We start from the raw sequence: 12,476 nt of genomic DNA, 5'->3' as shown, positions 1-12,476 counted from the left end.
GCTGACAGGACCCTAGACAAGTCCCATCGTTGCAGGTCAGGAGCACTCTCCGCTTATTTGATCAAGACCCGGACACCCCGCTCGCAAGGGCGCGAGGTCAGCCGTTTTCCCGGCCCGGCAGAGATGCGCCCTCCAGGAAGGCGCGATAGGTGTCGACGGCTTCCGGATCGATTTCAGGGTCGGAGGGGCCGTAGCGGGTGTCCGTGCGGTCCCGCTTCGGCCCGGAGACCCAGAACTCCTCGTCGGTCTGCACGTCGTAGAAGTTCGCATCGAACATCCCCCCTGCCCGGCGCAGTGTCCTCCCGCGGAAGTACGCAGTACTCCAGGTCTTCGAGAAGTCCACCCACCCGATCCACGAGGGTCCGCGGTCGGTGGTGTAACCAGTCTTCAACTGCACGAACATGAGACGTCGAGGCATACCCACAGAGTCCTGCACAGACCACTCCCGTGACCAGCCATTTTGCGGGCGCCTACGCGACCCCGCGGCACCGCCGACAAGAGCTCGGGCAAGCGGCCACGGCACGATGCGCTCGTTCACCTGGAGAGTGCTTGCTTCCTCTCAGCCGACAGCCCTCCTGGCAAGGCTTTGAAGTAGCCGGTGAAGATGTGGGGTTGGCGTTGTCGGCGGTGGAAGAATCTGCGGGTCTCGGCGGCGAGTTCGGCCCGGTTCCTGGCCCGGTGGGTGTGGGGCAGGCTGCGTTTGAGGTCGGCGTCGACGAGCTCGTCCGGGTTGAGCTCGGGTGAGTACGGGGGCAGGAAATGCAGCTCGATCTCGTCCTGGTGGTCGGCCAGCCCAACCCGGAGCCCTTGGAGAGCGCGCCTTCGCGCAACTGAGAGCCTGGCGACTGCTCCGGCGAGCCAGATGCTCCACCCGCCACCTCGGCACCTTCATCCAAGCCGTCCACACGCTACCGAACTGCGACTATTCACATGAAAGAGGATCACTCGCGCCACTACCCAATGCACCGGCCCAGGAGGGACGATGGGCTGTGGCTCAACGAAGGACCTGCGGGAGACTTGCGAGAGCACTTCGCCATTCCGCCGACAACGTATTGCCGCTCTTTAAAAAATGCCGCTTCCCCGCCGCAACAACGCCTCTCAGCACTTCATGAACGTTCTTCAGGGATATGGAAATGAATAGCGAGACTGGAGTACCGGAAACGTCATTGGCCCGTGGAATCTTCGGCCCTCTCGGGGGGATCGTCGAGATCGGAGCAGTGGCCGCCTCCCTGGAGAGCGTGCCACTCGAACGCGTCTCCGTCAAAAACTTCATCATCCGAAACCAGAACGACGTGCGGCGAATCCTGCACCTCGTACAGGCGATCGGCACATTCCATGAATCAACGATGGCACTCGTGGACGAGTTGGGCTGGCACTCCGACCACAAGGTGACTGCGCCATCTCTACTCCTGTGGTCCGGAGGAATCGACGAATACTCTCCGAACATGGGGATTCCTCAAGACATTCGCCGGATGCTGAGCGCGGGAGGCGACCTGCAACTGGTCGCCTTCATGCATGCGTTGATCGGCGCAGCCGTTGCCGGCGGGCAACCCGCAGAATCCACGTCCCATCTGATTCTCGAAGCGATTCAGCGGGCATGCACCGTGGCCGGAATTCATGAATCCGGATCGGATCGCACAACGTATCGCATGTGGCGCGTCGCACACCTTCCGGCCATTCTGATGCCGCATGCACGCTCTTCGGAAGCCGTGAAAACCGGTTACAGGTCATTCGCACATGCCATCGAGCGCATGGTTTCCTGAGGACCGCCTGCGCGGCGACACGCCACGGACCGGCCCGACGACGCACAGGTCCGCGACTGTCCGCCCGGTCCCGCCCCTCCACCAGCGCGGACACCGCCGGCAACCCCACAGCCTCCTGAGCGTCGCGCGACCAGGTCCGCGCATCCCCTCCACCAGATCGCGCACCCTGCCAACGAGCCCAAACTCAGAGCGTTTTGGAGTAAAATGAAGCCGACCACCTGGTCTTCGCCAACCGGCGCGGGCACGCGGCAGTGAACCGGGAGTTGTACGCCACAAGGGCATCGGGCGAGGGACGGGTGTGCTCGTCTGCGCGCTCTGCGGCGAGGAGGACGTGCGCGAGCACCCCGCGGATCGGCAGCCTCAGCGCGCCAGATACGCGCGCAGGCCGCGGCGAGCTGGGCCGCACGTTCACGAAGGCGGTGTTCCGCCCGGGTTGAACACCCCCTTCAGTGCGCCTGCGGCAGTCGGCTGAAATTCAGCGATTGAATCCAGGCCAATTGGGATTGCTCACGGAAGGCAGCGAGTCCGGAAGGTTGGTGTCGTTCTTGCAACCCGCCTTTTTCGCTACGTCACGGGCCACCTGCAGCACGGCGTCCAGGCCTACCTTCCGTGCTTCGAGCGCAGACAGGCCGGCCCCCTTCATCGGCCGCGCCAGGACATCAACCTCAATGTATTTGTCACGCTTCATATAAGCGGGCGCATCCGCCGACAAGTCGGGAACACACTCGAAGAACACCACTTGAGACGCCCTCAGGTAGTACGCGAGGACTCCGGCGTCCCATGGAGTCCTGGGCTCGTCCCCCTGCGCGTCGGACGTGGGCAGCTCATTTGTCGGAAGTGCGTCGTCGTTCCACGCAACGTCGACATCCAGAACGGTGTCCAGCACTCCTTCGGCCTGCGCCTCGTACTGGCAGTGGCTCGGAAAGTGGTCCTTCATCACCCGGAATTCATCCTTTTGGTGCAGAAGCCTGTCACCTGGACCGAGGAGCTTCTGCAGCGTGGCCCCGTCCGGCGCACCGTGCCAGCACGGCCTGGCGGGGGCCTTCAGCGCGCTGTCCTCGTCTCCGCGGGAGCGGGACAGCCACGCGTAGAAGCCCGCTCCGACAAGCGTCAAAATCACCACCACGCAAAGCGCTTTCGCTCTGCCGGACATCTTTCCGACGCTCATGCCTTCCCTGCTCGGTGTCGTGTGTGTGCGCCACAGCGCTTCGGCTACCACAACTGGGCGGTGATCATTCTGGATCAGGGGGGCGATATCAACGGTGGCCCGCTTGCCGGCACGTGATCGTGGACGAGACGCTGGACCCGCACCCCGCCCGGTGGCGGATGCTGCGAGCCGCCACACCGGGCCGACCGAAGGGCCTGTTCATGTCAAGCGGCCTTGCCGGCGCATCTCCGACACGAAGGTCAGCCTGAAGGCCATCGACACCAGGGCCGGCGGCCGGACGACGAAGATGCGCAAGAACTACCGCTCCACGCACGGGTTCCTGAGCCGGCCCACCGCCCGGCTCGTCGGCCGGCTTTTCGAACAGTCGGCGGACGACGCTCGCAACGAGACGTTGCTCCCCTGGCGTTCAGCCCTTCACGGCGATGGGCCGGAGACATTCTCCGGGGCTTCACAGGACGCGGAACCCGATGCGCTCGCCGCGAGGGTGCGTGGATGGCTGGACAGTGGGTCCGCGCCGGGCAAGACCGGCGTCAGCGCCCGCTCCAAGAAGACTGCGACAGAGCCGGGGAGCAGCTGAGGGGCGGCCGGCATCCGCGCGGCGCGGCTGCGCGGTGACGCGTCCGCGGGCCCAAACACGGTGCAGGTCGGCACGACGCACGCGTTCACAGGGCTCGGGTTCCGGTGCGTCGCGATCGTGTCCTGAACGGGCGGGCCCAGCGCGTTCCTGGTCGAAGTCGGGGTAAGAGGAGCCGAGAGGGACGGTCGGCCACGACTCCACTCTTCCCTCCGCTCCCGCTCCGCATGTCCTGACCGGGAAGGGAGACGTCACACTCATGGTGACTTGCCGTCATCGCTCTCGCACCGTAGATCACTCGCGCTGTGAAGGTTTGTGTGGAGATGTTCGGATTTCTCGTGCACGACTTGCCAGCACCGCTCACGCACAGGTAGCAACATGTTCCATGAACCTTTTCAGCCGCAACTCCACACCCCGACGCTCGGCGGACGCCGGCACGGCGGTCGCGCCCCCGGCCGCCGTACTGCCGGACCCCGAGCTGGCGGCTCTTACCGGGGAGTGGATGATCGATCCGGCGCACAGCAGGATCGGATTCTCCGTGCGGCACGCCATGGTGACGACCGTGCGGGGTTCGTTCCTGGAGTACGAGAGCCGCCTCGTCTTCGACGGCAGCAACCCCTCCCGCTCGCGCGCCGAGATCGCCCTCGCCACCGCCAGCGTGGACACCGGAGTGGAGCAGCGCGACGCGCATCTCGTGGGACGTGAGTTCCTGGACGCCCGGAAGTATCCGCGGATGATCTTCACAAGCACCTCGGTACGGCTGCTGTCCAAGGACGTCTACCGCATGACCGGTGACCTCACCATCAGGGACGTCACCAACCCGGTCGACCTCGACCTCACCTACATCGGCCACGTCACCGACCCGTTCGGCTACGAGCGCGTCGGCTTCGACGGCACCACCACCATCAACCGCTCGGACTGGGGTCTCACCTACAACGCCCGCCTCGCCGAAGGCGGCGCGATGGTCAGCGAGCGGCTCCGCCTCCAGTTCGACATCGCGGCGATCCGGAAGCCCATCGAGGGCTGAGCCAGCCCTCGCCGCAACTGTGCTACGCAGTCGGCCGGAGAAGGCCTCCGGGGCAGCCACGGGATCCGACCGCCCCTTGCCCGCGGGTCAGTTGCGCCCTCCGGGGCGGACCGGCGCACCGCCGAGCCCTGCCTGTGGCTGTCCACCGTCGGCAGGGACATGCGCGCCGTTCACCGCCCCGGACACCGGAGAGAGCAGGAATGCGATGACCTGGGCTACCTCGTCCGGGTTCAGCAGGCGCCCGCTGGGGTTCCGTGCCGCGTACGCCTCAAACGCCTCCGGGTCGCGCAGACGCAGGCGGTCCCAGCTCTTCCCCGGAAGCAGGATCGAACCGGGGCTGACCGTGTTGACCCGGATCCGGTAAGGAGCGAGTTCCTGGCACAGAGCACTCGCGAGGTAGATCTCCGACGCCTTGGCCGCTCCATACTGCGCGGGGAAGCGAGGTTTCCAGCCCGAAACGGAAGCGACCAGAACCACGGAGCTGCCTTCACGAAGGCTGGCCAGGCCGGACCGGATAGCGCGTACCGCGTGACCGGTGTTCAGTTCCCAGGTCTCTTCCCAGTCCGCACGCGTGGAATCAAGAAGGGCGCCACCACGTTTGCCGCCGACGTTCGCAACCAGACCATCGAGTCCGCCCAGGGTCTCGCCCGCGCGCCGGGTGAAGTCTTCCAACTGCCCCTCGGCCAATACGTCCACCGCTTCTGTCAGTACCCGGACGCCGAACTCCTCGTACAAGCGTGTGGCGACGCTGTCGAGGCTCTCCGGGTTTCTGCCGCAGATCGCCACTGAGGCTCCCTCGGCTACGAGAAGGCGTGTGGTGGCGAGCCCCAAACCTCGGCTTCCTCCGGTGACCACGAACGATTTGCCACGCAACCCGTAGATGGCGGCCGGACTCGTGGGAACGCCTTGTGCGGCCTCTGCACTCGTGTCCATGGAGCCACTGTGCCACCGATGGGATCCCGAGGTCAGCGCACCAGCTTGCGTATGACCATCCCCACGATGAGGGTGGTGAAGAGCATGCCGGCGGCGGTGAGCGAGACCGCGATCGCCGACCACTCTGCCGTCTTCAGCTCCGACGGCAGTCCGGTGCCTACGTTCAACCACAGCGCCAGGGCCAGCACCAAGCTCTTACCCATGGCCGTCACGTCGGTGAGCCCGCGGCCCGGATCGCGCAGCGCGCCGGCCAGGTGAAGGACGATTCCCGTCACTAGAACGCACAGCCCGAGGACACGCGCGGGGTTACGTGCGCGGACTCCCCAGCCGAGGACTCCGCCGAGGATCACCCGCTCCACGGTTCTCCGTATTGGCGGTCGGGCCGAGGCCTCACGCTGTCGGGCCAGGAAGTAGAGCTCGTCCACCTCGCTGTTCCGATTCCTCTTGGCCAATGCCGACCGAACCGACTCGATGGTCACGCCCGTCACCTCGGTGAACGTGCGGTTCAGGAAGCCGCTGACCTGGCTTCTGTTGCGGAAGACGTGCCCGGCCAGCTCCATGTCCCCGACGCTGGACGAACTGTCGAGGTTGTATCGGGAACCGCCGTTCGGAATACCCAGTGTGCCGGTCACCGAGGAGCCGTGCAGACTGACCACCGACGGCGATTCCGACGAGGAAGAGAGCGACATCACTGTCGTATTGTGCAGGCCGAGCCGGGCCACCGCCGATCCCTCACCGCTTTCCTCGCCCAGTTCCAGGTTCCTCAATTCCACCGGGCCTCTGATGGAGCTGTTGCTGATCGTGCTGTTCTCTGCGGGAAGGACGAGTCCGTTGACACGCATCGTCTCGCTGCAGCGGAGTTCGTTCGCGCACAGGGGTTCGTCCAGCCGCACACGCCGGAGGGAGAGTTCGCGGGTCTCGACATCGTCGATGTCGATGGCAGACAACCAGAGATCGTCGAAGGTGACGTCTTCCCGTGCCCGCACCCCGCGCAGAATCACTCGCGGTCTGCCGAGCCGGCCACCGGTCGCCTGGCTCCGAATCGTCAGTGCGGCGACACGGGTATTGGCGATACGCAGGAGGCCGCGCAACGCGTTTACTTGGATCACCTCCTCCACACGGAGACGTTCGAGCCGAGTGGCGCCACATGAGTGCAGAGCGATGAAGTCCAATGAGGAATCGGTGACCGTCACTTCGCAACCGGCCGCGGCGTTGCGTACGGTCAGTCGGCCGATGCGCGCATTGACGATGAGTATCGCATCGGCCTCCACGTGGTCGATGACGAGTTCATCGATGTGGCACGACCGAACGGTGAGCGCCCCGTCCACGCTCAGCCGTTCGAGGGAGACTTGGTCCGCCGAGACCGTGTCCAGCAGGAGGTCGGTAGCAATCTCTTCGTGCCGCAGATGCACACTGCGATCGTTGACGGTTCGCTGGCGACCGATTCTCGCCAGCTCTTCCAATGTGCGCGCGACGCCCATCAGTACCCCGGAAACCCATACGACTGGAACAGAAGGATGAGTGAACGCGGTCCCCCACAACAGAGGGGAACGGCAGTCATGAGCGATTTCCGTCCGGCGGGAAGAGAGCTAGAGCGGTCATGACTTCCTCGTGCTGTAGCGCCCCGTGGTGACTCCCGACCAGTGCAATGATCCTCTTGGCCGCTGTCGCCGGATCTGTGCGGTCTGTCCGAATCACCACATCGAACAGATCATGTATGTCGGCAGCGAGCACGTCCTCGGCCGTCTGGTCCCACGCTGTGAGACGAGCCGCCGTATCCGTGTCACCGCGGGCGCGAGAACGCCTCTCGCATTCGCTCCTCGGGGTCCAGAGGAGGACGCGTAACCAAGAGGTCCCGGGCGTCCCGACCAGCAGACGCCGCATGTCTGCAACATTCCCGATATGGGTGATCGGGACAGCCTGGCGCTGTCGGGCCTCGTTCAGCGTCTGCCGGTCCACGGCATAGACGTTTCCGTAGCGGCGGGTCTCCACGACAATGCGCCCCTGCCGCCGGAGGGCATCCAGTTCGTCCGCTTCGACGAACCGGTAGCCGGATGACCGACCCGCCCCCTGCTTCAACTTGACGAGTAGTTCGAAGCGAGGGTCAAGGGAGCAGAGCGCTGCAGTGACGGTGTCCTTGCCTGCTGCAGGCGGTCCGTACAGTACGACGGCGGTCACGATACGGTCCGAAGAACCTGTGCCACGGATTCGACCTGCTCCGCCAGTGGCCGAGAAGCGCCGATGCGATTGTCGATGAGGTGATGCGGAAGTACCGGCCGCAGATCCAGATCGAGTCCGGCGGTGTAAGCATGCCAATGGGTGAGCTTCCAGGTGTCCCGAGAAGCGTTCCTCGAGATCAGCCGGTCGCGCATGGACTCCAGGTCGCTGTCCACCCAGATCGTGGCCATGCGGGCACCGGACCTGACGCAGCGCCGCGAAACTCGCGCCGCCCACCGAGGATCGGAGCTTTCCGTGAGAAACGGCGCGACGGCAACGACAGACGTTCCGCACTCCACGTTCTCCCACACGGCCTTCATCAAGCACTCGTATTCCAAGGGCCTGGCATGCTCCAGATACGACGGGCTGTGCCGGTCGTCCGGATCCCCGCCGAGCGCGATCAGTAGGCGCTCGGTCATGGGGCGGCTGATCGTATCCTTGTCGAGCAATGCCCAGCCGGTCGCGGAAGCCAACAGCTTGCCCGCCTCCGACTTGCCGGAACCGGCATATCCGGCGACCAGTACAAGGGTGGTGGTATCCGTCCTCAAAGCAGTGGTCACTCTGTCGTCCCCCGATGCCCTTCAACACAACTCCGCCTACTTTAGGGCCTGATGGCGGACACTCCATCACACTCCCACAAGGGTGCGGAAGATCCGGCCGTGCACGGCGGACGGTCGAACAGGGGTACCGACTCGAGACCGGGGTACCTCTGCTGGGTTCTCGGCCCCCCTGCGGGCACATGTGCGGACATGAGCCCATGGCCCAAGGGGGCAGGACCCACCCGATCCAGCTACGGCGTTCGAGAGCCCTGCACCCCGACACGCGGGCCGTCCTCGTCGCTTGACCGGAAAACGACGCACCGACGTGCCCAACGGCGGGGCGCACTCGGCCCGCGCACGTCCCGAGGCATGGCGTCCGTCCCCTCGCCTACGTGGCGCTCCGCTCGCTCGCGTCCCGCAGTTCGCGCTGGACGGCCCGGTGGTGCGGGGCGGCTTCCGGGAGGTGGGGGGTGGTGCCGGGGCGGCCGGCGCGCAGGAGGTCGCGCCAGCGTTCCTGGCTCCAGTCGGCGGGTGCGGTGGTGGCGACGAACTCCTCGACGACGCTGAGGAATCGCTGCGGGTCGGTGTGGAAGGGGAAGTGGCCGGCGCCGTCGAAGACCTCCAGGCGGCTGCCGGGCATGGCGGCGTGGGCGCCGTACGCGTGCCGGACCGGGATCACGCTGTCGCGGGAGCCCCAGAGCAGCAGGGTCGGCATGCCCGCGGTGAGGTAGCAGCGGTCGAGCATGGTGACGATCTGGCCGCGCCAGTCGACCACCGAGCGCAGGGTGCTGATGAAGGCGCTCCGCGCGGTGGCGTCGGGCAGGCCGTCCACCACGTTGAGGAATTCCGCGGCGTCCTGGCCGAGGTCCGTGCCGAGCAACTGGACCGCGCGGCTGAGGAGGCCCACCTGGGCGCGCATCCCCGGCAGCCGCAGCGAGTGCAGCATCAGGTCCGCTCCGGGCAGCGAGGCGGCGCGGAGCAGCGGGGTGACCTCCTGGCCGACGCCACCGGCGCTCACCAGGATCAGGCGGTCGGTGCGGTCGGGGAACTGGTAGGCGAACTGCATCGCGACGCCGCCGCCGAGGGAGTGCCCGACCAGGGTCACGTGGTCGATGCCGAGGACGCCGAGGAGGTCCCGCATCCCGTTGGCGTACGCGGCGACCGAGTAGTCGGCGCGGGGCTTGTCGGACGCCCCGTGGCCGAGCAGGTCGGGGGCGATGACGGTGTGGTGGCGGGCCAGCGCCGGGATCACGTTCTCCCAGGTGGCGGAGGAGTCGCCGATACCGTGGATGAGCAGGAGCGCGGGTCCCTGCCCGGCTATCCGGTACGCCCGGCGGTAGCCGTGCACGGTGTGGTGGCGCAGCCGCACCACGGGCTCGGCGGGCTCGGCGGGCTCCGCGTCGGGGCCGGGGCGCCTGCGCCCGGTGCGGGTCGGGCGCGGGCGCGGTTCAGGGGCCGGGGCTTCGGTCACTTCGGTCACCGGTTCGCCTCCTGTCGGGTGCGTACGCTCACCGCTGGCTGCGGGTCCGGGCGCCCCTTCGCGGTGACGCGCGTCCTTCGAGGGTAGGAAGCTCCGCCGCTCGGAGCATGTCCAACAGGTTTCGGGCCGTTCACGGCTCCGGCCGTCCCCGCCGCCCCCGGCCCCGTGACGGACCGACCGCATCGCGTGACGACACCCTTCCGGACCAGCGGTTCCGGGCGGACATCGCGGGGCGCGGGAACGAGCCCGGAGGAAGGTGGGGGCGGTGCCGGAATCCGTAACACGCACGTAGCAGAAGGGGGGCTTCGCGCGGCCTAGGATCGCCCCAGCACTTCCGCCCGCGGCTCGGCGCCGCGGCACGCGGTAGGTGTCCACTCCCCCTCGTCACCCCCGGGTGCGGCCCTGCCCCGCCGTGTCCGCGACCCCGTAAGGCGGCCTGCATGGTCTCTCCCGTACGCGTCTGGCTCAACCGCACGTACGCGGAGAACGTGTTCTTCATGGATCAGCTGCGGCGCAATCCGCAGGGCCGTCCGGTCGAGATCCACGCCACGCACGGCGACCCGGATTCCCCGGTGCTGGCCGCCGCCGACACCGCGGCCCCGGAGCCGGAGAACCTGTCGCCCGCCGGATACGTCGAGTACGCCCTGGACCAGTGTGCGCGGCGCGGCTTCGACGTGTTCGTGCCGGTCCTGCACCAGGCGGTGCTGGCGGCGCACCGGGACGACTTCGCGGCCCTCGGGACGACTCTGCTCGCCCCGCCCGCCGAGGCGACGGCCCTCTTCGCGAACAAGGCCGTGGCGTACGAGACGGTGGAACGGGTCGGCGCCCCGGTGCCGCCGTGGTGGCGGGTGCGCGACGAGGAGCAGTTGCTGGCCGCGGTGGACGCCATCGAGGCGGCGGGCGGCAAGGCGTGTTTCAAGCCGACCACCGGCGAGGGCGGGGTCGGGTTCCGGGTCATCACCCGGGCGCCGTTCTCCATGCTGCACCTGACCGGGTTCCCGAGCCCGTACGTGCCGCTGGAACTGGTCACCGGGGCTCTGCGGCGCACCGAGCGGTCCGTCGACTGGCTGGTGATGCCGCGGCTGGACGAGCCGGAGGTGTCCGTCGACTGCCTGACCGGCCCCGACGGGGAGGTGCGGATGGCGGTGGGGCGGACGAAGAACGGGCGTCGGCGCGGGTTCACCGTCGACCCCGCGTGGATCGGGCCGGCCCGGCTGGTGGCCCGGTCGTTCGGGCTGCACTGGCTGACGAACATCCAGTTCCGCATGTACGCGGGCGAACCCGTCCTGATGGACGTCAACACCCGCCCGTCGGGCGGCCTCCACCAACTCGCCCAGTGCGGGCTGAACGTGCCGTGGGCCGCCGTACGCCTCGCGCTCGGCGACGACCCCGGCGAGCTGACGCCCGACTTCCTCGGCTCCGACTACGCGGTGGTGCCCGGGCCGCGCACCTTGTGCCCGGCGGTCCCGAAGCAACGGACCGCGCCGCCGGACGAGGCGGCCGCCGCGGCGGTGGTACCGGAGTCGAGGGGAGCCGCCGCGTCCGCGTTGCCGGTCGGCGCCCCGCCGCGTCCGGCCGAACTTCCCTGACGCGGGCGGGCGTCGCACCGTACGCCGACCGCCAGGCCCTGTCGCTGCGGCTGCGGCTGCGGCTGCGGGGCCGACGTGCGCCGGCCGTGCCGGGGACGGGCGGGAGGCCTCTTTCCGCCACTTCCGGCATGTGCCGGACGCGGGGTACGCGGAGTGCCTAGGGTGCGCGTCGGGGGCTGGAGAACCCGCCCTCCCTCGCGACAAGGAGAATCCGTGACCAGCGTGGAAGTGTCTCTCAAGAGCCTGCTGACCGACATCGAGGGCGCGCGGGGCGCCGCCGTCGTCGACTGGACCAGCGGCATGGCCCTCGGCACCCTCGGCGGCGACAAGGACCTGGACCTGACCGTCGCCGCGGCCGGCAACACCGACGTGATCCGCGCCAAGATGCGCACGATGGAGATGCTCGGCATCCAGGACCGGATCGAGGACATCCTCATCACCCTCGGCGGCCAGTACCACCTGATCCGCCCGGTTTCCGGCCGCGGCGGCAACGGCCTGTTCATCTATCTCGTCCTGGACAAGGAGAGGTCGAACCTGGCCATGGCGCGCCACCACCTCAAGCGCACCGAGGAGCAGTTGGAGGTCTGAGCCGCAGGCCTTTTTCTTTGACTTCAACTTGAAGACTTCTTCAACTGCCCACATCCGCATCCAGTCAACTGATCGGATTCGACGGCCCTGACCTGGGAGGATGCACACAGCACGCCCGGGGTGCGGCGGGTGAGGCCGCCGCACCCCGACCAGTCAGCCCGATCCGAGTCAGGGAGTGAGCGAGCCCGTGCAGGTGCCCCTCTACCAGGCCAAAGCAGAGTTCTTCCGTATGCTCGGGCACCCCGTGCGCATCCGCGTCCTCGAACTCCTCCAGAACGGGCCGGTCCCCGTGCGCGACCTGCTCCAGGACATCGACATCGAGCCGTCCAGCCTCTCGCAGCAGCTCGCGGTACTGCGCCGCTCCGGGATCGTGGTCTCCATCCGCGAGGGCTCGACCGTCAGCTACGCCCTGGCCGGCGGCGACGTCGCCGAACTGCTGCGCGCCGCCCGCCGCATCCTGACCGAGCTGCTCGCCGGCCAGAGCGCACTCCTCGCCGAACTGCAGGACTCCGACCGCCCCGAACAGCCGCCCGCGCACGCGGACGCCTGACCCGCGCAGGCGGGTCCGGGGCGAGGCCGGGCACGGCGGACGGGCGGC

Annotated in this window: 13 protein-coding genes and 2 pseudogenes; 7 read left to right on the top strand and 8 right to left on the bottom strand. The window is 67.7% G+C overall.

Translation table 11 applies throughout. From position 1 onward, the window contains the following. Positions 1-97 precede the first annotated feature (97 nt). Together Q0994_RS24625 and Q0994_RS24620 are read right to left on the bottom strand one after the other, a co-directional pair. Positions 98-418: a hypothetical protein gene (locus Q0994_RS24625; protein WP_097922249.1), complete on the bottom strand. Its 321-nt coding sequence runs from the start codon at positions 416-418 to the stop codon at positions 98-100. A 116-nt stretch (positions 419-534) separates the two neighbouring features. Then, positions 535-796, bottom strand: a pseudogene (locus Q0994_RS24620) (transposase); the annotation flags it as partial. Between the two features lie 16 nt (positions 797-812). Here Q0994_RS24620 and Q0994_RS24615 point away from each other — a divergent pair. Both Q0994_RS24615 and Q0994_RS24610 read left to right on the top strand, forming a co-directional pair. Next, positions 813-929, top strand: a pseudogene (locus Q0994_RS24615) (IS5/IS1182 family transposase); the annotation flags it as partial. Positions 930-1,133: 204 nt separating this feature from the next. Next, a complete protein-coding gene (locus tag Q0994_RS24610) occupies positions 1,134-1,763 on the top strand; it encodes a hypothetical protein (RefSeq protein WP_299538384.1) in 630 nt (209 codons plus the stop codon). Positions 1,764-2,238: 475 nt separating this feature from the next. On the opposite strand, the gene Q0994_RS24605 is transcribed toward Q0994_RS24610, so the two are convergent. Beyond that, a complete protein-coding gene (locus tag Q0994_RS24605) occupies positions 2,239-2,931 on the bottom strand; it encodes a hypothetical protein (protein WP_299538383.1) in 693 nt (230 codons plus the stop codon). A 151-nt stretch (positions 2,932-3,082) separates the two neighbouring features. Here Q0994_RS24605 and Q0994_RS24600 point away from each other — a divergent pair, with 151 nt between their 5' ends. Both Q0994_RS24600 and Q0994_RS24595 read left to right on the top strand, forming a co-directional pair. Then, positions 3,083-3,508 carry a hypothetical protein gene (locus tag Q0994_RS24600; protein WP_299538382.1) on the top strand — a complete coding sequence of 142 codons (426 nt, stop codon included), beginning with the start codon at positions 3,083-3,085 and terminating at the stop codon, positions 3,506-3,508. 382 nt (positions 3,509-3,890) lie between these two features. Continuing rightward, a complete protein-coding gene (locus Q0994_RS24595) occupies positions 3,891-4,532 on the top strand; it encodes a YceI family protein (RefSeq protein ID WP_299538381.1) in 642 nt (213 codons plus the stop codon). A gap of 87 nt (positions 4,533-4,619) precedes the next feature. Here Q0994_RS24595 and Q0994_RS24590 read toward each other — a convergent pair whose 3' ends face one another. The 5 genes from Q0994_RS24590 to Q0994_RS24570 form a co-directional block, all read right to left on the bottom strand. Then, positions 4,620-5,465: an SDR family NAD(P)-dependent oxidoreductase gene (locus tag Q0994_RS24590; RefSeq protein WP_299538379.1), complete on the bottom strand. Its 846-nt coding sequence runs from the start codon at positions 5,463-5,465 to the stop codon at positions 4,620-4,622. Positions 5,466-5,497: 32 nt separating this feature from the next. Next, positions 5,498-6,946, bottom strand: coding sequence for a hypothetical protein (locus tag Q0994_RS24585; RefSeq protein WP_299538378.1), 1,449 nt, complete (start codon positions 6,944-6,946; stop codon positions 5,498-5,500). A gap of 76 nt (positions 6,947-7,022) precedes the next feature. Continuing rightward, positions 7,023-7,643, bottom strand: a complete 621-nt coding sequence (locus tag Q0994_RS24580) for a guanylate kinase (protein ID WP_299538377.1) — start codon at positions 7,641-7,643, stop codon at positions 7,023-7,025. After that, the gene (locus tag Q0994_RS24575) at positions 7,640-8,242 is read right to left on the bottom strand and encodes an AAA family ATPase (protein ID WP_299538376.1); all 603 of its coding nucleotides are present in this window, start codon (positions 8,240-8,242) and stop codon (positions 7,640-7,642) included. Before Q0994_RS24575 ends, Q0994_RS24580 begins: the two co-directional genes overlap by 4 nt. Before the next feature lie 367 nt (positions 8,243-8,609). Continuing rightward, positions 8,610-9,593: an alpha/beta fold hydrolase gene (locus tag Q0994_RS24570; RefSeq protein ID WP_299538431.1), complete on the bottom strand. Its 984-nt coding sequence runs from the start codon at positions 9,591-9,593 to the stop codon at positions 8,610-8,612. Positions 9,594-10,141: 548 nt separating this feature from the next. Here Q0994_RS24570 and Q0994_RS24565 point away from each other — a divergent pair. The 3 genes from Q0994_RS24565 (at position 10,142) to Q0994_RS24555 (ending at position 12,428) form a co-directional block, all read left to right on the top strand. After that, positions 10,142-11,290, top strand: a complete 1,149-nt coding sequence (locus Q0994_RS24565) for an ATP-grasp domain-containing protein (protein WP_299538375.1) — start codon at positions 10,142-10,144, stop codon at positions 11,288-11,290. 213 nt (positions 11,291-11,503) lie between these two features. Beyond that, entirely contained in the window at positions 11,504-11,878 is a 375-nt protein-coding gene (locus tag Q0994_RS24560; RefSeq protein WP_299538374.1) for a hypothetical protein, read from the top strand. 187 nt (positions 11,879-12,065) lie between these two features. Then, positions 12,066-12,428, top strand: coding sequence for a helix-turn-helix transcriptional regulator (locus Q0994_RS24555; RefSeq protein WP_299538430.1), 363 nt, complete (start codon positions 12,066-12,068; stop codon positions 12,426-12,428). Positions 12,429-12,476: the final 48 nt, after the last annotated feature.

Source organism: uncultured Streptomyces sp. (assembly GCF_947488945.1).
In the GTDB taxonomy this organism is placed as follows: domain Bacteria; phylum Actinomycetota; class Actinomycetes; order Streptomycetales; family Streptomycetaceae; genus Streptomyces.
The sequence above is the reverse complement of the archived record's forward strand: the minus strand, read 5'-3'. Positions and strand labels throughout refer to the sequence as shown.

Excerpts from the sequence above, each read along its gene's own strand:
- Q0994_RS24605 (WP_299538383.1), bottom strand. The coding sequence starts at position 2,931 with ATGAGCGTCGGAAAGATGTCCGGCAGAGCGAAAGCGCTTTGCGTGGTG.
- Q0994_RS24625 (WP_097922249.1), bottom strand. The coding sequence starts at position 418 with ATGCCTCGACGTCTCATGTTCGTGCAGTTGAAGACTGGTTACACCACC.
- Q0994_RS24565 (WP_299538375.1), top strand. The coding sequence starts at position 10,142 with ATGGTCTCTCCCGTACGCGTCTGGCTCAACCGCACGTACGCGGAGAAC.
- Q0994_RS24590 (WP_299538379.1), bottom strand. The coding sequence starts at position 5,465 with ATGGACACGAGTGCAGAGGCCGCACAAGGCGTTCCCACGAGTCCGGCC.
- Q0994_RS24595 (WP_299538381.1), top strand. The coding sequence starts at position 3,891 with ATGAACCTTTTCAGCCGCAACTCCACACCCCGACGCTCGGCGGACGCC.
- Q0994_RS24610 (WP_299538384.1), top strand. The coding sequence starts at position 1,134 with ATGAATAGCGAGACTGGAGTACCGGAAACGTCATTGGCCCGTGGAATC.
- Q0994_RS24585 (WP_299538378.1), bottom strand. The coding sequence starts at position 6,946 with ATGGGCGTCGCGCGCACATTGGAAGAGCTGGCGAGAATCGGTCGCCAG.